This window comes from Pseudomonas sp. RA_15y_Pfl1_P11 (genome assembly GCF_963970975.1).
Taxonomy (GTDB): Bacteria; Pseudomonadota; Gammaproteobacteria; order Pseudomonadales; family Pseudomonadaceae; genus Aquipseudomonas; species Aquipseudomonas tritici.
This window is the reverse complement of record NZ_CAXAOY010000006.1, coordinates 134,358-152,808: the sequence shown is the minus strand read 5'-3', so window position 1 is coordinate 152,808 and position 18,451 is coordinate 134,358. Positions and strand designations below refer to the sequence as shown.

Here is an 18,451-nt window from a genome sequence, read left to right as displayed (position 1 = left end):
ACATGAGTTACGAAACCATCTTGCTCGAAGTCCAGGGCCGCGTCGGGCTGATTACCCTCAATCGCCCGCAGGCCCTGAACGCCCTGAATGCGCAACTGGTCAGCGAATTGAACCAAGCGCTGGATGGCTTGGAAGCCAACCCCGAAATCGGCTGCATCGTGCTGACGGGCTCGAAAAAGGCCTTTGCCGCCGGCGCCGATATCAAGGAAATGGCCGAGCTGACCTACCCGCAGATCTATCTGGACGACCTGTTCAGCGACAGCGATCGCGTAGCCAACCGTCGCAAACCGATCATTGCCGCGGTCAACGGCTTCGCTTTGGGCGGCGGTTGCGAACTGGCGTTGATGTGCGACTTCATCCTGGCCGGTGATAACGCCAAGTTCGGCCAGCCGGAAATCAACCTCGGCGTACTGCCAGGCATGGGCGGCACGCAGCGCCTGACCCGCGCGGTGGGCAAGGCCAAGGCTATGGAAATGTGCCTGACCGGACGCTTTATCGATGCCGTGGAAGCGGAGCGCTGTGGAATTGTCGCGCGTATCGTGCCGGCCGATGAGTTGCTGGAAGAAGCGCTGAAAGTCGCCACCCTGATTGCCGGCAAATCAGTGCCAATCAGCATGATGGTCAAGGAAAGCGTGAACCGTGCGTTTGAAGTGAGCCTGTCGGAAGGCGTGCGCTTTGAGCGCCGAGTGTTCCACGCAGCGTTTGCAACGCAGGATCAGAAGGAAGGCATGGCGGCGTTCGTGGCCAAGCGGGCGCCTGAGTTCAAAGATAAGTAAGCTGCTAGCCTCAAGCTGCAAGCCTCAAGTAAAAACCAGTTTCCCTTTACTTGCCGCTTGCAGCTTTTAACTTGATGCTGCTAAAGCATGTAATTCTTCAGCTCCCTGGCAATCACCATCCGCTGAATCTCGCTGGTCCCTTCGTAAATCTGCGTGATCCGCGCATCCCGGTAGTAACGCTCCACCGGGTAATCCTCCAAGTACCCATACCCGCCGTGAATCTGCATGGCTGACGAGCAGACTTTCTCCGCCATTTCCGAGGCAAACAGCTTCGCCTGGGAGGCTTCCGACAGGCATGGCTTGCCCGCGCTGCGCAGTCGAGCGGCGTGCAGGATCAGCAGGCGCGCTGCATTCAGCTGGGTTTGCATGTCCGCCAGCAGATTGGCCACGCTCTGGTGTTCGATGATTGCCTTGTCGAACTGCACCCGGTCACGGGCGTACGCCAGCGCCGCGTCAAACGCCGCACGGGCGATTCCCAATGCCTGGGCGGCGATGCCGATGCGCCCGCCTTCCAGGTTGGACAGGGCAATCGCCAGCCCCTTGCCACGCTCGCCGAGCAGGTTGGCCTCAGGCACCGTGCATTGGTTGAGGGTGACGGCGCAGGTGTCCGAAGCGCGGATACCCATCTTGTGCTCGGTGCGATCCACTACAAAGCCCGGCGTTGCCGTAGGCACCAGGAACGCTGAGATGCCTTTCTTGCCCAGCTCCGGGTCGGTCATGGCGAACACAATGGCCAGCTTGGCGCGCTTGCCGTTGCTGACGAACTGCTTGGCGCCATTGAGGACCCACTGGCCGTCACGCAGTTCGGCACGGGTGCGCAGGTTGTGGGCCTCAGAACCGGCCTGGGGTTCGGTCAGGCAGAAGCAGCCAATCGCTTGGCCGCTGGCCAGGTCCGCCAGCCAGGTTTGCTTCTGTGCATCTGTGCCGTAGTTGAGAATTGGCCCGCAACCCACTGAATTGTGGATACTCATCACTGCACCGACGGCACCGTCTCCGGCGGAAATTTCTTCCACGGCGAGGGCGTAGGCGACGTAATCGACATACGTACCGCCCCATTCTTCCGGCACCACCATGCCCAGCAGGCCCAGTTCGCCCATCTTCGCCACCAGGGCGTCGTCGATCCAGCCGGCTTTCTCCCAGGCTTGCGCGTAGGGGGCGATTTCGCCGCGGGCAAAGTCGCGCGCCATGTCGCGGATCATCACTTGTTCTTCTGTGTATTCAATGTCTTGCATGGCTCAGTTCGCAACCTTCTTGAAGTGATGAAAGAAGCTTTCTACATGGCTGAGCGCAAGCCCATGCAGGGTTGGCGGGTTCCAGCGGGGGCTCTTGTCTTTGTCGATGATCAGGGCGCGAACACCTTCGATCAGGTCGCCGCGTTCGAACCATTGCCGGTCAAGGTGCAACTCCAGGGCAAAACATTGCTCCAGGGGCAGGCGGCGGCCGCGACGTAACATTTCCAAGGTGACGGCCATGGCCAGCGGCGAGCGGGTTTTCATCAGGTTGGCGGTGGTCAGCGCCCATTCGTGGCTATCGGCGACGGTGACTTCCTGAAGCTGCTCAACGATGCTCGGTACATCCGGCAGCGCGAAGAAGTGGTCGATGGCCGTGCGCAAAACGGCCAGCGGTGCATCGGGCAGTTGCTGCACCGCCAGTTTGGCGAGCACGCCTTGCAGGTCTTTAAGCGGTGAGTCGTGCCATTGCAGACGATCAAGCTTCTGGTCCAGCTCGGCGAGCTTCGCGCTGTCGAGATACCAGTCTGCCAACCCGCAGTACAACGCATCGGCCGCTCGGATCTGCACCCCGGTGACGCCCAGGTATGTGCCCAGCTCGCCGGGGATACGCGACAGGAAGTAACTGCCGCCCACGTCAGGGAAGTAACCGATTGCCACTTCCGGCATCGCCAGGCGACTGCGTTCGGTGACGACGCGCAAATCGGCGCCCTGCACCAAGCCCATGCCGCCGCCCAGGACAAACCCGTCCATCAGCGCCAGTACCGGTTTGCGGTAATGGTGAACGGCCAGGTCCAGCGCGTACTCCTCGACAAAAAAATCTTGGTGCAGGCTGTCGCCGTTCTTGAAACTGTCGTACAGGGAACGTATATCGCCGCCGGCACAAAAGGCCTTCTCGCCCGCGCCGCGCAGGACCACGGCGTGCACCTGCGGGTCATCGGCCCACGCCTGCAATTGGGACGCCAGGCGGCGCACCATGTCCAGGGTGATGGCATTCAAGCCGGCGGGGCGATTGAGGGTGAGGTGGCCGATATGGTTGCGAATCTCGGCGAGCACTACGTGCGGATGCGTATCTGCGTGGCTTGCCTCGGTTGAAACCTGAGCAGTCATCGATAACTCCCTGCTTTTATTGTTCTTTATCAAGATGTTCGCGAACGAAACATCCCTTGATCGTACCAGTGCAAATTTGCCCAGTACAACCTTCAATCATGCAGGTCGTTTTTGCATTTATGCAGGGTTGTCAGACCCATTGAAATAGGTCGCCAAGGCCTCGGCACAGAGCAGGATGGCGCGCCTGGCCTGCGCTTCTGCGGCCGGGTAGTTGATAAAACCGTGGCGCATGCCTGGATATTCTTTGTGATGCACCGGCACACCGGCTTTTTTCAGGCGGCGCGCGAAGGCACGGCCTTCATCGCGCAACAGGTCCTGACCGGCTGTGATAATCAGGGCGGCAGGCAAGTCTTTGAAGCACACGTCCCGCGCGGGTGAGAGCCAAGGGTGCGCCAACGGAACGCCCGATGGCACATACTGGCTCAAGTACCAATCCAGCATTTCGGCGGTCAAGCCAAAGCCCTCGGCGAACTGCTCGCGGGAGCGATTGCGCGCCAGGCAGTCGAGCACAGGGTACAGCAGCAACTGAAAACCTATGTCGGGGCCTTCCAGATCCCTGGCGATCTGGCAAATCACGGCCGCCAGGCCTCCCCCGGAACCACCGCCTGCAACTGCTACGCGTGAGGGGGCCAGTCCCAGGCCGGCGCCTTCGAGTGCTATCCACTCGGTAGCGGCGTAACAGTCTTCCACCGCTCGGGGAAAACGGTGCTCCGGCGGCCTGGCGTAGTGCACGGCCACCACCGCGCAGCCGACCCACTCACACATGACTCGGCAGAAACTGTCATGGGTGTCCAAGTCGCCCGCGACCCAGCCGCCACCGTGGAAAAACATCAGTACCGGCGCAGGGTCCGGTCGCGCTGGCCGATACAGCCTGACCGGCACGGGTCGACCCTTGGAGGTGAGCGTAAGATCGTTAACATGCATGACGACTGCGTCGCGCACCGCCTGACGTTCACAGGGCACGTTCATGATTGGGCGACCATGGCCTGGGCTTCTATTTCGATCAGGAATTCAGGTGCTATCAGCGCCTTGACGGACAGCAACATGGTCGTCGGTTCGCAGCCGTCGAAAAACGCCTTATGGGCCTTGAGGATTTTCTGCCACAACTTCATATCCGTGGTGTACATGCGCGTGGCAATGACGCGTGTGCGGTCTGTGCCAAGTTGCTTGAGCGCGGTCTCCATGATTTCCAGGCATCGTTGGGTCTGGAGATAGACATCGTGCTCCGCGAACGGCTTGCCCTGCGCATCGAACGACACGGTGCCGCTGGTCATGATGAGATTGCCGACGCGTAGCGCGCGACAGTAACCGCCTTTCTTTTCCCAGGGCGCAGCGGAAAAGCAACGGGTGATAACATCGGTGAGGGGAGCCAATTCCACCTCAATCCGACCCAAGCCGCGAAACTGCAGGCTGTTATCGCGCCAGCGCGGCGGCCGCCCTTTAATGAGGTGCATGTTCGGAAAACGCCGCAGCAGGGTGGTAAACAGAATTTTGGCCTCCAGCTTGAAAAGCAGTCTGCCCATGCAGTAGTGCGGGCCACGCCCAAACGCCAAGTGGTCCTGCTTCTGGCGATATAGATCGAACCGATCAGGATGGGCAAAGTGCGCCGGATCGCGATTGGCTGCCGCTCGAATCAGAAAGACTAATTCGCCTTTGCGCATCGTTTTACCGTGCAGAACCACGTCCTCAGTCAGTACTCGATGACTCAGCTGACCGGCCGGACAAATGCGCAGTGCCTCTTCGATAGCCGCGTCTACCTTGTCGGGATCATCCCTGATTGCCGCCCACCGCTTTGGCTTTTCCAGCAGGTAGAACAGGATAATTCCCAACTGATCGGCACTGGTGGTGGTGGCGGCAACCAGGATGAATGCCAGCTGGGCCAGGAAGTCTTCTTCGCTCATGCTCGCCTTGTCGCCGGCGGCGATGACTTGACTGACCAGGTCGTTTCCCGGCGCCAGTCGACGCCGACCAATGAGTCTGGAGAAGTAAGCGTACATCTCTTCCATGGCCTGCAGCGCCTCTTTGGGGCCGTAAGCCGGGTCGGTGCTGCCCACCATGCACACGATAATGGCGTCGGTCCAGCCTCTGATTTTCAACGCATCATTGGCTGGAATATCGAATAAATGCGCCAGGATCAGTGCGGGGATCTTGTTAAACAGCTCATCCATCATTTCCGGACGGGGGCTCAATTGCTTCAGCTGGTCGTCGATAATCTTTTGAATCGCATCGCCAAGCGCCTCGATAGTGCCTGGGCTGAATGTTTTACCCAGGACTTTGCGCCCCGCCTCATGCTCCTTACCGTCCTGCGAATACATCCATCGCGATGCTTTCTCGACAAAGGGTTCCAGGGCGGCGCGTTTTTCCGGGGATAACTGCGCGTCCACCAATTGGCGCATGCGATTAGATGAGTAACTTCGAGCGTCCGCCTGCGCGGAGCTGACATCGCCGTAGCGGGTGAGCAGCCAGGCATTGTGGTGCTCGGACCAATACACCGGGTGGTGCTCGCGCAGCCATGCGAAGGCCGGATAGGGGTTAATAATGATTTTCGGGTCGGAGAGATCTGGTGCGTTCAGGAGGGCCATTTCATTGCTCCTCATACAGTGGAAGTGTGAACTTACGGATGTAATCACGCTTATCGATTGGCGCACTGATCAAGGCCTGGGGCGGTTTGAGCAGGCCAGCCAGGCGTTCGATTTGTGTTGGGGTGGCATGCTGGCTGAGGCTATGGGCTCCGGCCTCGATCCACGGATGCAGTTGTGTGTCGAACAGCCTAACCAGGTCGGCAAGTGTCTCGCGGTCCAACAAGTGCTGGCTTTCGACTTCTTGAATAATCAGGTCAAGGGCCCTGGCGTAGGCGATGCCCACGGCCTGTTGATGGGAATACCCGGCGGCCTCACTGCACTGCGAGACGATTTTTGCCTCCACGCACTGGCCGATATTGATGGGCGGGCTGCCGACAAACCGCTGGCGCGCCAATGCGTCCCTGATGATTTGGTAGGCCATCACCGAGCTGTCACCCGCAAAGGTATTGGCGACTTCGCAATCAATACGTTGCGTGACGATCTGGTTGTAATGGTGGAAGCCCTGGGAGCCACATAGCTCGCGGGACAGGGCAAGAACATCAAGCCCCATCCAGGCGCCGACTGACTTGTCCATTGCCGCCAATATGTGCAACTCCTTGCGTCGGGCCACATGCGCCCAATGCGCCTCGAAACGCTTGCGTACCGCCTGCTCCAGGTATTTGAGCGCCAAGGCCTTTAGCTGTATGGCGTAGAGGCGCTGACGAAACAGGGGTTGACTCAACAGAGGGATAGGACCATCAGCCGTATGGATCAGCCGATGTCGGGCGAAGCGGTATCCCAGGTGTACCGCGAGGCCGGCGCTGTGGCGAATGCCCGCCATGAACAACAGCCGCTCTTGAAGGAACGTCTTCAGCGAATCGATAAAGCGTTCATTCAACGGCAGGTCGCTGACAAAGACACCGTCTTCAGTAAAGTGTGCGTGCCGTTGCAGCAGGGCATCGACCGGGATCGTCATTTGGTCGAAGCGGATCGCTGCGACCTGATTGGCGTGAATACCGCCCTTGGGATCGCAGGCCATTACCCGAACACCGTCTTGCAGGCGACCGTTTTCCCGTTTGCGGATGACCACGCGAAACCAGTGATGACCCTGATCCTCGCCATCAACCGTCAGGCGCGCGATCACCATCACGACCTGCGCCGCGCGCAACGCGTTGCCAATCCAGCATTTACAAGCTTGCGGAGAGGGGGAGTGAAGGATCAGGCAGTGTCGTTCGCGATCGTAGGTCACTTGGGTTTGTACATGGCGCACATCGGTGCCCACACCCACTTCCGTGCAGCCAAAGGCATAGACCTTGCGCATGCACAGTGACTCGTCGCGATAGCGCGCGAGCTGACGGGGGCTGGCGTGATTGAACAGTGCATCGGTGGCGATCATATGATCGACGATAGAGGAGTGCAGTGCGTAATCGAACGCGCCCAGCCAGCCCATGATCTCGCAGAGCGCGGCGAACTCCCGTTGTCGCGACTGCCCCAACCACAACTCATTATTGATGACGCCGCTATCAAAAATCGCATGCATGCGTTTGATAGTCAGGTCCATGTAGGCCTGAAGGCTAAGATGATGACGTTGTCGTGGCTCAAATAATGCGGAACTGAACAGCGCTTGAACGGTGGCTTCCATGGCCTGGCTCTCCGTTTCGAACGTCTACTTTCGAAATACTTGAGCAGGAGCGCCGGCAGCGCGAGTGACGTGAGTGGGTAACGGAAATGGTCGATCCACGACGACGCTCGATGAACGTTAATCCATAGCCAGACATTCCTTGTCTTCGCTACTGGAACAACGCGTATCCAGACGTCAGGGTGAACAGCAGACAACTTCAAGTGATGTAACCACTCTAGTTCGCGCCAAATCTATTGCAAGCCGCCGCACTTACCGCTCATCGCATATGTCACACCACCCGACTCGCCAGCACTTCACCAATACTGCGGCGCCTGGCGTGGGTTTGCGCTGCGTGGATCAGTTGTTCCAGCGCTGTGGGCTCCACGTCATAAAATTGCTCCATTTCGGCCAGCGCCTGTTTTAAATCGGCGGCGGTGATGGCGGGGTCTCGATCCGCGTTGGGGTGTGGCAAGAGGGTGGCCGGTGATTCGGCGGCGCCTTTGGGATAGCGCGTACGCGTGGCATTGTTATAAGCCAATGCGCAGGCCAACAAGGCGCCAGCACCGAGTAGCACGGCGCCTAACTCATACCAACCCAGTGCGGCGGACGCCGGGTCAGCCAATACCAGCGTCATGGCCAGGCCACCGGCCGGCGGATGCAGGCAGCGCAGCCAGCACATCAGCACCACCGTGATGCCCGCCGCCAGGCAGGCGCCACCCAGGGAAGTGCTGAGAACTCGGGTTACCAGCAGGGCGACGACACCCGCGCAGAGGTAGCTGCCGATGATCGACCAGGGCTGCGCCAATGCACCCGATGACACGGCGAACAGCAACACGGCCGAAGCGCCGAGAGGGCCAAGCAGGTGCAATGCGACCTCCATGCCAAACACTTGGGCGCATAACCAGATACTGAAGAGTGTGCCCACGGCCATACCGATGGCGGCACGGCTCCATTCGGCGGGGCGGGTGTTGATTGCAGCGGGGAGCCAACGAGCGAGCATTGAAGAGGGTCCATAAACAGCGGGCAAAAAAAAGGCTTGTCTGGTTGCCCGGAAAAGCCCTTTGAGCGTTCCAACCGTTGGGGAAGGAACGCTCCGCAGTGTGCCGACCTTGGAGAAAGGGTGCCAATGCATATTAATGAAGCTTGAGTGCAATAATAATGAATTGTAACGGCATTAATTGGGCAGAGAGCAACAGACCTTACCGAGCACGCGATTACAGGTTTCTTCGTCCAAAAAACGTCGGTGAAGGCTTTCCTGTAGCCCCGGTTCACTGGCCAACGGCCCTTTCAAGGCCACCAAGGCATCGCGCAACCCCATCAGCCGGTCCAAAGGCAGCATGGACACGTAGCCGACATGCACTTCGGCACGGGTCAGGGCAGGCTTATCAAGCGAAACATGATCTGGCACGGTGTTGTCCTCTCGTCCTTGTTATGACCCATGGCCTATGGCGGTAAATAAATACCGCTCCCAGGCGAGTTTACAGTCGGGTTTTGGGCACAGGAAAGGGAAAAGGCACCAGCCATTACGTAAAGCTACGTAGGAGTTTTCTGCACCGGGAGCGCCGGCGCAGGGGTCAAGGTTGCGCGGTTTTCGCCAGGTGCAATAGCACGTAAGGGGTGTGGTCGAATTCGCCAGCCAGGGTTGGGGTGATGGAGCGAAAGCGCGGGTCCGTCAAGCCTTCGTAGTCCGCAGCGCTCATCACCAACCAGGCGGGCCCTTGGATCGGCTTCAAGTCGGCCGCTTGCTGGGTGAACAACGGCACTTGGTCACAGTCGACGTTGACCATGTATTTGATGGCCTTGGCGTCCTTGCCCAAACCGTGCAAAACCACCGGCGCCCGTTGTTGCATCACCTGCTCATGGACCTGAAGGGTAAAGGTGCGGGTATCGTAGACACTGCGTTCCAGCGGTTCGACCACCAGAATATAGGTGGCCCAGACCGCCAATACGCCTGTAAATGCTGGTCCGACCGGGCGCAGCCGCGTCTTGAGCAACGCCAGCAGCGACAGAACCTGCAGCCCCCCAAGCACGCCGAGCACCCAGCCAAGATGGCTCATTTGTTCCGGATAGCGCGGTCTCGCGAACAGCAACCCGGCAATCAAAAGCGTCGGTAGCGCCGTCCAGATACCCAGCATCAACCCGCGCAGCCAGGCGAAGAGCCGCCCGTGCGCCACGTGGAAGGGATACGCCGCAATAATCGCCGCCATGGGCAACATCGGTAGCACATAACGCGCCTTTTTGGCCTGGGGAATCGACAGGCCGAGCATCACCAGAAGCCCTGCGGCCGCGCAGTACCACACCAACTGCAACGCCGGCCCTGGGGCGCGTCGCCCGCTGATCAGCATCGCCAGCAGCACCAACAGTGCCATTGGGTACGCCATGGCATAGTTGCCCAGGGAACTGGTGAAGTAATACAACACGCCACTGGAGCCTTCGCGGCCATCCATGCGTCCGAGGAACTGCATGCGGATCACGTCCTGCATGAAGCCTTCGCCGCCACTCAGCTTGGCCATCAGCAACAACAGGCCAACACACGCCCCCAGTAACGCCAGCGCGAGTAGGCCGAAGCTGAACAGCTGGCGCCATTGCCGGTTGATCAGGTAGTAGCTGCACAACACGCCAGTGGGGATGACCAGGCCAATCGGCCCGCGGACCGCAAAGCCGACAATCAGCAACAGGTACAGCCAGTGCAGGCGTTTTCCCGCACCGAAGTGGTCATGGGCATAACCCAGGTAGAACATCGCCAAGGCGATCGCGGCCAGCATCTGGTCGAGGGACACCGAGCGGGTTTCGCTGATAAACGTGCTGCTTAGCAAGAGTATTGCAATGCTCAGCAGGCCCCAGCGCTGGGAGTAGGGCGCCGTCAGTCGATACACCAGGGTGACGATAAATGCCGAGGCAATCGCCGTGGGCAGCCAAGCGGTGAAGCTGGTGACCTGGCCCAATGGCAAGGACAGCAGCCACGTCAGCAGTGTCGAAGTGGCCAGGTAATCTGCATAGGGCTGCCCGTAAGTGGTGGGGAAAAAGCTAGGCCCATGGCGCAACATCTCCTGGGCGAACACCACGAAGCGTGAGTCGAAGCCAATAATCGCCTGGTGCCAGCTGCCGGCGATAAACAGCAACAACGCCAGCAACCCCAAAACGAGGGATTGGCGGCGGATCGTTGGATTTAACAAGGGCGGTTGAGCTTTGTTCACGTCTCAGGCTTCCACAACCTGTGGCAGCCACTGCTGCTGGGGAATCGGCAAGTTGCACGAGTCGCCGCGGCCAATCGGGTAGTACTGGAAGCCTTTACGCGCCAGACGTTCGCCGTCGTAAAGGTTGCGACCGTCAAAGATCACCGGGGTTTTCAGGCGTTGGTGGATCAGGTCGAAGTCCGGCGCCTTGAACTGTTGCCATTCGGTGCAGACGATCAGCGCATCAGCCCCGCCCAGGGTGGACTCCGGGGTGCCCATGAGCATCAGTCGTGGGTCATCGCCGTAAAGGCGCTGGGTTTCCTGCATGGCTTCCGGGTCGAACGCACGCACATTCGCGCCGGCGGCCCACAACGCTTCCATCAGCACGCGGCTTGGCGCGTCACGCATGTCGTCGGTGTTGGGCTTGAACGCCAGGCCCCACAGCGCGAAGGTTTTGCCGCGCAGGTTGCCCTTGAAGTACGCGTTGACGCGCTCGAAAAGCTTGCTCTTCTGGCGCTGGTTGATGGCCTCCACCGCTTCGAGCAGGTCGCTGGAGCAGTTGGCTTGCTTGGCGCTGTGGATCAGGGCGCGCATGTCTTTGGGGAAGCATGAGCCGCCGTAGCCACAACCGGGGTAGATGAAGTGGTAACCAATGCGCGAGTCGGCGCCGATGCCAAGACGCACGGCTTCGATGTCCGCGCCCAAGTGTTCAGCCAGCTCGGCGATCTGGTTGATAAAGCTGATCTTGGTCGCGAGCATGCAGTTGGCGGCGTATTTGGTCAGTTCGGCGCTGCGCAGGTCCATGAAGATGATGCGGTCGTGGTTGCGATTGAACGGCGCGTACAGGTCACGCATCACATCACGCACTTCTTCGCGCTCGCAGCCGATGATGATGCGGTCCGGGCGGCGGCAGTCGGCCACGGCCGAGCCTTCCTTGAGAAATTCCGGGTTGGAGACGATATCGAACGCCAGGTGCCGGCCGGCCAGGTGCAGGGCTTTCTCGATATGCGCGCGCAGGGTGTCGCCGGTGCCGACAGGTACGGTGGATTTTTCCACCAGGATCACCGGTTCCTTGCGGTGACGCGCCACTGCATCGCCGACTGACAGCACGTATTTAAGGTCAGCCGAGCCGTCCTCATCCGAAGGCGTGCCCACGGCGATAAACAGCACTTCCCCATGCTCGACGGCCAGCTTTTCATCAAAGGTGAAATGCAGGCGCCCGCTCTCCAGGTTCTCTTTCACCATCGCCGCGAGCCCCGGCTCGAAGATGCTCACATGGCCTTGCTGCAGCAGCTTGACCTTGTTTTGATCGACGTCCATGCAGATGACATCGTGACCGACTTCGGCCAACACGGTGGCCTGCACCAGACCGACGTAACCACTACCAAATACACTGATTTTCATGGGGCATTCCTGGGACTTGTAGCGCTAGCACGACGAGAGTTGATAACCAGCACACCGAGGATGACAAGCGCCACCCCCAGGGTTTTTGAAACGGAAAAATCTTCGTTGAACACTGGCAGGCTGGCCGCCAGCAGGTACACCAGGGCGTAGCTGATGCTCAACAGCGAATAGGCGCGGCCCAGCGGCAGCTGCTTGAGCGCGCCGAGCCAGCAGAGCATCGACAGCGCATAGGCGAGGATCGCCAGCATGACGACACCCAGTGCACCGAGGTCAATGCTTGCCGTGAGCCATTCATTGGGCTGCGGCAGGCGCGTCATGCTCCAGCGCATGCCCAACTGGGCGGCACTGACCAGGCCGACGCTGCCCAAGGCCAAGGCAAAACCTTGTACCCGGCTCATACGTGGCGCCCCAACAGCACGACACCGCCGATCACCAGCGCTACACCCAGCCAGTGACGGCCGTCGATGGGCTCATGAAAGACAAACCGCGCCACCAGTGTGACCAGCACGAAATTCAGGCTGAGCATGGGGTAGGCAATGCCCACTTCAAGGCGCTGCAACACCAATAGCCACACCAGCAGGCCCAGGCCCAGGCACACCAGCGCCGACCACAACCACGGCGAGCGCAGCTTCAACGCCCAGCCATCCGGCAGGTCGCGCCAGCTTTCCACGGCGAACTTCTGTGAGACCTGGCCCATGCACGTCAGCAGGCAGGCGGCCAATAGCAGTAGCAGGGTGATCATGGGTTCACCTGCGGGAAGATCAGAATCACGATGTTGCCTTGCTCATAGCGCTTGCCGTCACCTGGCAGCAGCGCCACTTCGGCGATTTCATCGTCACCCTTGACGCGCATTACCACGCCGACCGGCCCCTTCCGGCGCGCATCACTCATCCATTGCTGGACTTGGGTGGTGTCTATCTTGTGGTCCCCGGCATCCGGGTAGGCGAGGCCGTATTTGACTTCGCCGACGGTGTTATAGAGCGTCACGTCCGGGCGTGCCAGACGCCACGACAGCGCCGACGCCGCGCCCAGGTCATTGCTCAGCAACGCGGTGGCGGGTTGCAGTTCCTGCAGGTGGTCGATGATGAATTGATCCGGGGTCTTGTTGTACACCACCGAGTGCGGCAACGCGGCCGGCAACAACGCGACCATCAACCCACTGCCGAGTATGGGGGCAGCCCACCAACGCAATGGCTGCGCGGCCTGCAGCAAGTTGACCAGGATCCAACCGAACAGGAAGGTGAACACCAGCACCAGGCTGAGGGTTTCCTGGCCGTGCTCGTATACCGGTTTTTTCAGTTGGAACCAGCTCAGCGCCAGCAGCACCACCACGCCAATGACGAGGTTCAGCCAGCCGTTGATACGCAATGCCCGGTAGCGGCCCTGGGCCAGCTTGTCGGCCAGGGTATTGCCCATCAGCAAGGCCAGCGGCAGCAGACACGGCATGATGTAGGAGGGCAGCTTGCCCTTGGCCAAGCTGAAAAACGCCAGGGGCATCAGCAGCCACAGCAACACAAAGCCGATTTTCGCGCTGCGCTTGTCCAGCCACGCCTGTTTCAGGGTGGACGGCAACAGGGCGACCCACGGCAGGCTGAACGCAACCAGCAACGGCAGGTAGTACCAGAACGGCTCGGCATGCTGCGCATCGTCGCCGGCGAAGCGTTGGATATGCTCGTGCCAGAAGAAGAAGTGCCAGTAGTCCGGCTCTTGCAGATGCACCGCCAGCGCCCACGGCACGCTCACGACGATCGCCACGATCACGGCGACCACGCCGTAACCTAGCAGCTCACGCAAACGCTTCTGCCAGATCGCGTAGGGCAGGGCGATCAACACCGGCAGCAGCCAGGCCAGGAAACCCTTGGTCATAAAGCCCATGCCACAGGCCAGACCGAGTAGCGCCCAGGACCCGAGACGACCGTTGCGAGTCGTGCTGTCGAAGCAAAACCACAAGGCCACGCCGGTCAGGTTTACCCAGAAGGTGAACTGCGGATCGAGGTTGGCATAGCCACCCAGGGCCGCAACGCTGACGAAACTCATGTAGAGCACGGTGCTGACCAGGGTTTTCTGCGGGTCATTCCACAAGCGACGGCTGACCAGATACACCAGCAGAATGCTCAGGCCGGTGCTCAAGGCCGACGCAAACCGCACGCCAAACAGGTTTTGCCCGAAAATCGCCTGCCCCAGCGCGATCATCCAGTAGCCCGCTGCAGGCTTCTCGAAGTAGCGAATGCCCATGAAGTGTGGCGAGGCCCAGTTGCCGGTCAACAGCATTTCCTGGCTGATCTGCGCGTAACGGGTTTCATCCGGAATCCACAGGCCGTGAGTGGCCAGCGGCAGCAGGTAAAACATGCCAAACGCCAACAGGAGCAAAGGCAGGGCCATGCGACGAATCATGCCTGCTGCACTCCGAGCCAACCTTCACGGCCACTCAAGGTGCCGCGCACCAGTTGTTGCTGGGGCAGGGTGGTCAGGTCGCTGGGCAACAAATCGCCCAGCGGCTTGAAGTCGATACCGCGCTGTGCTGCCTGGGCGAGCAACTGGCGAAAATCATTGGCCATCAGAATCCCTTCTACTTCTGCGTGGACCGTGTAGACGTTGAGCTTCGACGCGGCAAAGCGGTCGAGAATGAACGCATTAAAGTCTTTGGCAGCCACCACCGGCCCGACGACTTCATCGAAGGTCGGCAGGTCTACCGGAATTTGTGGGGTGCCCGCGCTGCCATCGGCCAAGGTAGGACGAAACAGGCTGGTGCCCCGGCAATCGCTGTTGTAGCGAAAGTTGAACCCTTGCTTGGCTTGCACCACGCGCTCGTCGGCACGCCAACCGGCGGCGGCCGAGCAGTCGATGCGTTCGCCGAGGATATCGCTGAGGGTGTCGACGCCACGACGGATCTGTTCGACCAGCTGTGCCTCACTCCAGCGCCCGGTGTTGGCCTGCCAGCCGTGGTGATCCCAGGCGTGCAGGCCGACTTCATGCCCAGCCGCCTTGGCCTGGCGCATCAAGTGCCCCAGGTCACGGCCGATCGGTTTGCCCGGCCAGGCCGTGCCGGCCAGCAGGATATCCAGGCCATACAGGCCTACCGCATTGGAACGCAGCATCTTCCACAGGAATTGCGGGCGGATCAGGCGCCACAAGTGGCGCCCCATATTGTCTGGCCCGACACTGAAGAAGAACGTCGCTTTCACCGAGGCTTCATCCAGGGTTTCGAGCAACCGCGGCACACCTTCACGGGTGCCTCGGTAGGTGTCGACGTCGATGCGTAGGCCTGCTTGCATTAGTGCTTATCCGCGATTTCGAGCATCGCTTCACGCAAGAAGAAGTCCAGCGTGTTGCCGATGGTTTCGCTCATCTCTACGGTCGGCTCCCAGTTCAGCAGGCGCTTGGCGTTTTCGATGCTTGGCTTGCGGTGCGCCACGTCCTGGTAACCGGTGCCGTAGAACGCCTTGCTCTCAACGTCGCGGAAACCGGCGAACGGCGGGAAGTTGCCACGCAGCGGGTGCGCTTCGAACTGACGCAGCAGCTCTTCGCCCAACTGGCGGATGCTGGCTTCGTTTTCCGGGTTGCCGATGTTGATGATCTGGCCGTTGCACGCGTCGTTGTCGTTATCAATGATGCGTGCCAGGGCTTCAATGCCGTCGGCGATGTCAGTGAAGCAGCGTTTTTGCTCGCCACCGTCGAACAGGCGGATCGGCGTGCCTTCCACCAGGTTGAGGATCAGCTGGGTAATGGCGCGGGAACTGCCGATACGTGCAGAATCCAGGCGGTCCAGGCGTGGGCCCATCCAGTTGAAGGGACGAAACAGGGTGAAGTTCAGGCCCTTGGCGCCGTAGGCCCAGATCACGCGGTCCAGCAATTGCTTGGAGACCGAGTAGATCCAGCGCTGCTTGTTGACCGGGCCAACCACCAGGTTCGAGGTGTCCTCGTCGAAGTACTGGTCCTGGCACATGCCATAGACTTCGGAGGTCGACGGGAAGATCACGCGTTTGTTGTACTTGACGCAGTAGCGCACCAGCTTGAGGTTTTCTTCGAAGTCTAGCTCGAACACACGCAGCGGGTTGCGGGTGTATTCGATTGGGGTGGCGATGGCCACCAGCGGCAGGACCACGTCGCACTTCTTGATGTGGTACTCGATCCACTCGGTGTGGATGCTGATGTCGCCTTCCACGTAATGGAAGTTCGGGTGGCTGCGCAGGCGCTCGATAGCGTCGGAGCCGATGTCCAGGCCGTAGACTTCGTAACGGTCGTCACGCAGCAGACGCTCGGACAGGTGGTTACCGATAAAACCGTTCACACCCAGGATCAGCACGCGGGTACGGCGTGGCTTGCGACCGGACTCGGCGCCGCGCAGCACGGAACCGTCGACCAGGCCCAGTTCGTTGGCCAGGGACGGGCCGACCAGGTACAGGCCGTTGTCATTACGCTGGCCAAACTTGATCACCAGGGAGTCTTCGCCGCAGGCAATGCGCAGCGGGTTGACGCTGATCACCCGGCCCGGCGCCAGGCCTTCGTTGCCCTTAAGCACTTCGGCTTGCCACACGATCAGCTTGTGCTCGCCCACGGCGCAGAAGGCGCCCGGGTACGGTTGGGTGACGGCGCGAACCAGGTTGAAGAGCTCTTCAGCCGGTTTTTTCCATTCCAGCTTGCCATCGGCGGCGGTGCGGCGGCCGAAGTAGGTGGCCTGGCTTTCGTCCTGGGCAGTTTCAGCGAGTTTGCCGGCGGCCAATTGCGGCAAGGCATCGCGCAGCAGTTTGCTGGCAGCATCGCGCAGTTTGGCGTGCAGGGTCAGGCCAGTGTCGCTGCGCTCGATGAGGACTTTTTGCTGGGCCAGGATCGCGCCCGCATCGGCACGCTTGACCATGCGGTGCAGGGTCACGCCGGTTTCGGTCTCGCCGTTGACCAGCACCCAGTTGGCCGGGGCACGGCCACGGTACTTGGGCAGCAAGGAACCGTGCAGGTTGAACGCACCTTTGCGCGCAGTGGCCAACACTGGCTCGCTCAGCAGGTTGCGGTAGTAGAACGAGAAGATGTAATCCGGGTTCAGCTTGGCAATGCGCTCGATCCACAGCGGGTGGTTGGCATCTTCCGGGGCGTGCACCGCAATACCGTTGCGCGCGCACAGTTGGGCGACGGAGCCGTAGAAGTTGTTTTCCTTCGGGTCATCGGCATGGGTGAACACCGCAGCAATGTCGTAACCGGTATTGAGCAGCGCTTCAATCCCAGCACAACCAATGTCGTGGTACGCGAATACAACAGCTTTTGAACTCATGATTGGACCTGATCAGCAGAAGTAGAGGTATGGGAGGACACCAGGCCGTCAACGACGACCACCGGAGCCGGTGCTGCCGGCGTGTTGCGCAGCACTTTTTCGATAAAAAAGCGTGGGCGGGCACGCACGTCGCTGTACATTCGGCCCAGGTATTCACCCAAGAGCCCCATGCCGATGAACTGGCCGCCGGTGAACACGAACAGCACCGCAAACAGCACGAACAAGCCATCGCCAGCCCAACCGGCACCGAATACCAGGCGCATGATGATCAGGGCAAAGGCGAACAGCATGCCCAGCGCCGCCAGGCTGAAGCCGACGATGGACAGCAGGCGCAGCGGGGTCGTGGTCATGCAGGTCAGCAGGTCGAACATCAGGCTGATCAGGCGCATGGCGCTGTATTTGGATTCGCCGTGTTCGCGCTCGGCGTGATGGACCAGGATTTCCGTGGTGTGGCGGGCAAAGCCGTTGGCTAGGATCGGGATAAAGGTGCTGCGTTCACGGCAGGCGAGCATCGCATCGACGATGGTGCGGCGATAGGCGCGCAGCATGCAGCCGTAGTCGGTCATGGCCACGCCGGTGGAGCGTTGTACGGCCAGGTTGATCAGGCGCGAAGGCCAACGGCGGAACGCCGAGTCCTGGCGGTTGTTGCGCACCGTGGCGACCACGTCGTAACCCAGGGCGGCTTGTTCTACCAGGCGCGGGATTTCTTCGGGCGGGTTCTGCAGGTCGGCGTCGAGGGTAATCACCACTTCGCCTCGGCACTGCTCGAAACCGGCCATGATCGCCGCATGCTGGCCGTAGTTACGGTTGAGGATCACCGCCACCACGTTGCTGGCGTCTTCAGCGGCGGCGTCTTCCAGCAATTGGGCCGAATTGTCGCGGCTACCGTCATCCACCAGGATGATTTCGTATTCGTAGGCCAGTAGCTTGCAGGCTGCCGTCGTGCGACGCAGCAATTCAGGCAGGCTCTCTTGTTCGTTGTAGACCGGGATAACGATCGACACGCAATGAATAGGGTAGGGTTTCAAAGATTCATGACCTCGGGTTAGAGCAATTTGGAGCGTGGAAACAGCAGCTGTCATTGGGCAAAAGCCCGGTCCGTAGATTTAGAAGCAGCGCCAAAGGTGAAGCATAATCAATAGGTTAAACGATATAACGCGGTTTGCTATGAAGTGCTGTGTTTAAGATTAAGCGTAAATATGTGGAACAGATATGAAAGGCAGATGAAAAACTCGTTTATTTGACAGGTAGACAGCTAGGGTTCAGCTAAACAACTAAGGGGCTTAGGGCTTTAGTTGGTTGGCGAAA

Annotated in this window: 16 protein-coding genes; 1 reads left to right on the top strand and 15 read right to left on the bottom strand. The window is 60.1% G+C overall.

Annotated elements, in window-relative coordinates:
* The first annotated feature begins 2 nt into the window (after positions 1 to 2).
* On the top strand, positions 3 to 776 hold the full coding sequence (locus AACY44_RS09775) for an enoyl-CoA hydratase (RefSeq protein ID WP_065873077.1): 774 nt from the start codon (positions 3 to 5) through the stop codon (positions 774 to 776).
* 80 nt (positions 777 to 856) lie between these two features.
* On the opposite strand, the gene AACY44_RS09770 is transcribed toward AACY44_RS09775, so the two are convergent.
* The 15 genes from AACY44_RS09770 to arnC all read right to left on the bottom strand — a co-directional run bounded on the left by AACY44_RS09770 (position 857) and on the right by arnC (position 18,171).
* The gene (locus AACY44_RS09770) at positions 857 to 2,008 is read right to left on the bottom strand and encodes an acyl-CoA dehydrogenase family protein (protein ID WP_339416302.1); all 1,152 of its coding nucleotides are present in this window, start codon (positions 2,006 to 2,008) and stop codon (positions 857 to 859) included.
* A 3-nt stretch (positions 2,009 to 2,011) separates the two neighbouring features.
* Positions 2,012 to 3,115, bottom strand: coding sequence for an enoyl-CoA hydratase/isomerase family protein (locus tag AACY44_RS09765; protein WP_339439256.1), 1,104 nt, complete (start codon positions 3,113 to 3,115; stop codon positions 2,012 to 2,014).
* A gap of 117 nt (positions 3,116 to 3,232) precedes the next feature.
* Complete coding sequence (locus AACY44_RS09760; protein ID WP_339436353.1) at positions 3,233 to 4,084, bottom strand: alpha/beta hydrolase; 852 nt, start codon at positions 4,082 to 4,084, stop codon at positions 3,233 to 3,235.
* Positions 4,081 to 5,697, bottom strand: coding sequence for a cytochrome P450 (locus AACY44_RS09755; RefSeq protein WP_339436352.1), 1,617 nt, complete (start codon positions 5,695 to 5,697; stop codon positions 4,081 to 4,083). The genes AACY44_RS09760 and AACY44_RS09755 overlap by 4 nt, the downstream gene beginning before the upstream one ends.
* A 1-nt stretch (position 5,698) precedes the next feature.
* A complete protein-coding gene (locus tag AACY44_RS09750) occupies positions 5,699 to 7,318 on the bottom strand; it encodes an acyl-CoA dehydrogenase family protein (protein ID WP_339436351.1) in 1,620 nt (539 codons plus the stop codon).
* A gap of 268 nt (positions 7,319 to 7,586) precedes the next feature.
* Positions 7,587 to 8,297, bottom strand: coding sequence for an HPP family protein (locus AACY44_RS09745; RefSeq protein ID WP_339436350.1), 711 nt, complete (start codon positions 8,295 to 8,297; stop codon positions 7,587 to 7,589).
* Between the two features lie 174 nt (positions 8,298 to 8,471).
* A complete protein-coding gene (locus AACY44_RS09740; RefSeq protein ID WP_339416345.1) occupies positions 8,472 to 8,705 on the bottom strand; it encodes a hypothetical protein in 234 nt (77 codons plus the stop codon).
* A 166-nt stretch (positions 8,706 to 8,871) separates the two neighbouring features.
* Entirely contained in the window at positions 8,872 to 10,494 is a 1,623-nt protein-coding gene (locus AACY44_RS09735) for an ArnT family glycosyltransferase (RefSeq protein ID WP_339493969.1), read from the bottom strand.
* A 3-nt stretch (positions 10,495 to 10,497) separates the two neighbouring features.
* Positions 10,498 to 11,877, bottom strand: coding sequence for a UDP-glucose dehydrogenase family protein (locus tag AACY44_RS09730; protein ID WP_339427507.1), 1,380 nt, complete (start codon positions 11,875 to 11,877; stop codon positions 10,498 to 10,500).
* A complete protein-coding gene (gene arnF / locus AACY44_RS09725) occupies positions 11,874 to 12,275 on the bottom strand; it encodes a 4-amino-4-deoxy-L-arabinose-phosphoundecaprenol flippase subunit ArnF (protein WP_339416308.1) in 402 nt (133 codons plus the stop codon). The genes AACY44_RS09730 and arnF overlap by 4 nt, the downstream gene beginning before the upstream one ends.
* Positions 12,272 to 12,619 carry a 4-amino-4-deoxy-L-arabinose-phosphoundecaprenol flippase subunit ArnE gene (gene arnE / locus AACY44_RS09720; protein WP_339416309.1) on the bottom strand — a complete coding sequence of 116 codons (348 nt, stop codon included), beginning with the start codon at positions 12,617 to 12,619 and terminating at the stop codon, positions 12,272 to 12,274. The genes arnF and arnE overlap by 4 nt, the downstream gene beginning before the upstream one ends.
* Positions 12,616 to 14,271 carry a lipid IV(A) 4-amino-4-deoxy-L-arabinosyltransferase gene (gene arnT / locus AACY44_RS09715; RefSeq protein ID WP_339436349.1) on the bottom strand — a complete coding sequence of 552 codons (1,656 nt, stop codon included), beginning with the start codon at positions 14,269 to 14,271 and terminating at the stop codon, positions 12,616 to 12,618. The genes arnE and arnT overlap by 4 nt, the downstream gene beginning before the upstream one ends.
* A complete protein-coding gene (gene arnD, locus AACY44_RS09710; RefSeq protein WP_339436348.1) occupies positions 14,268 to 15,152 on the bottom strand; it encodes a 4-deoxy-4-formamido-L-arabinose-phosphoundecaprenol deformylase in 885 nt (294 codons plus the stop codon). The genes arnT and arnD overlap by 4 nt, the downstream gene beginning before the upstream one ends.
* The gene (gene arnA / locus AACY44_RS09705) at positions 15,152 to 17,143 is read right to left on the bottom strand and encodes a bifunctional UDP-4-amino-4-deoxy-L-arabinose formyltransferase/UDP-glucuronic acid oxidase ArnA (protein WP_339530150.1); all 1,992 of its coding nucleotides are present in this window, start codon (positions 17,141 to 17,143) and stop codon (positions 15,152 to 15,154) included. Before arnA ends, arnD begins: the two co-directional genes overlap by 1 nt.
* Positions 17,140 to 18,171, bottom strand: coding sequence for an undecaprenyl-phosphate 4-deoxy-4-formamido-L-arabinose transferase (arnC, locus tag AACY44_RS09700; protein WP_339416314.1), 1,032 nt, complete (start codon positions 18,169 to 18,171; stop codon positions 17,140 to 17,142). Before arnC ends, arnA begins: the two co-directional genes overlap by 4 nt.
* Positions 18,172 to 18,451 lie beyond the last annotated feature (280 nt).

Bases quoted from the DNA above. Each gene is read 5' to 3' on its own strand.
- AACY44_RS09770 (WP_339416302.1), bottom strand. From the start codon at position 2,008: ATGCAAGACATTGAATACACAGAAGAACAAGTGATGATCCGCGACATG.
- AACY44_RS09745 (WP_339436350.1), bottom strand. From the start codon at position 8,297: ATGCTCGCTCGTTGGCTCCCCGCTGCAATCAACACCCGCCCCGCCGAA.
- arnE (WP_339416309.1), bottom strand. From the start codon at position 12,619: ATGATCACCCTGCTACTGCTATTGGCCGCCTGCCTGCTGACGTGCATG.
- AACY44_RS09755 (WP_339436352.1), bottom strand. From the start codon at position 5,697: ATGGCCCTCCTGAACGCACCAGATCTCTCCGACCCGAAAATCATTATT.
- arnT (WP_339436349.1), bottom strand. From the start codon at position 14,271: ATGATTCGTCGCATGGCCCTGCCTTTGCTCCTGTTGGCGTTTGGCATG.
- arnD (WP_339436348.1), bottom strand. From the start codon at position 15,152: ATGCAAGCAGGCCTACGCATCGACGTCGACACCTACCGAGGCACCCGT.
- arnA (WP_339530150.1), bottom strand. From the start codon at position 17,143: ATGAGTTCAAAAGCTGTTGTATTCGCGTACCACGACATTGGTTGTGCT.
- AACY44_RS09760 (WP_339436353.1), bottom strand. From the start codon at position 4,084: ATGAACGTGCCCTGTGAACGTCAGGCGGTGCGCGACGCAGTCGTCATG.
- arnF (WP_339416308.1), bottom strand. From the start codon at position 12,275: ATGAGCCGGGTACAAGGTTTTGCCTTGGCCTTGGGCAGCGTCGGCCTG.
- AACY44_RS09765 (WP_339439256.1), bottom strand. From the start codon at position 3,115: ATGACTGCTCAGGTTTCAACCGAGGCAAGCCACGCAGATACGCATCCG.
- AACY44_RS09730 (WP_339427507.1), bottom strand. From the start codon at position 11,877: ATGAAAATCAGTGTATTTGGTAGTGGTTACGTCGGTCTGGTGCAGGCC.
- AACY44_RS09775 (WP_065873077.1), top strand. From the start codon at position 3: ATGAGTTACGAAACCATCTTGCTCGAAGTCCAGGGCCGCGTCGGGCTG.
- AACY44_RS09750 (WP_339436351.1), bottom strand. From the start codon at position 7,318: ATGGAAGCCACCGTTCAAGCGCTGTTCAGTTCCGCATTATTTGAGCCA.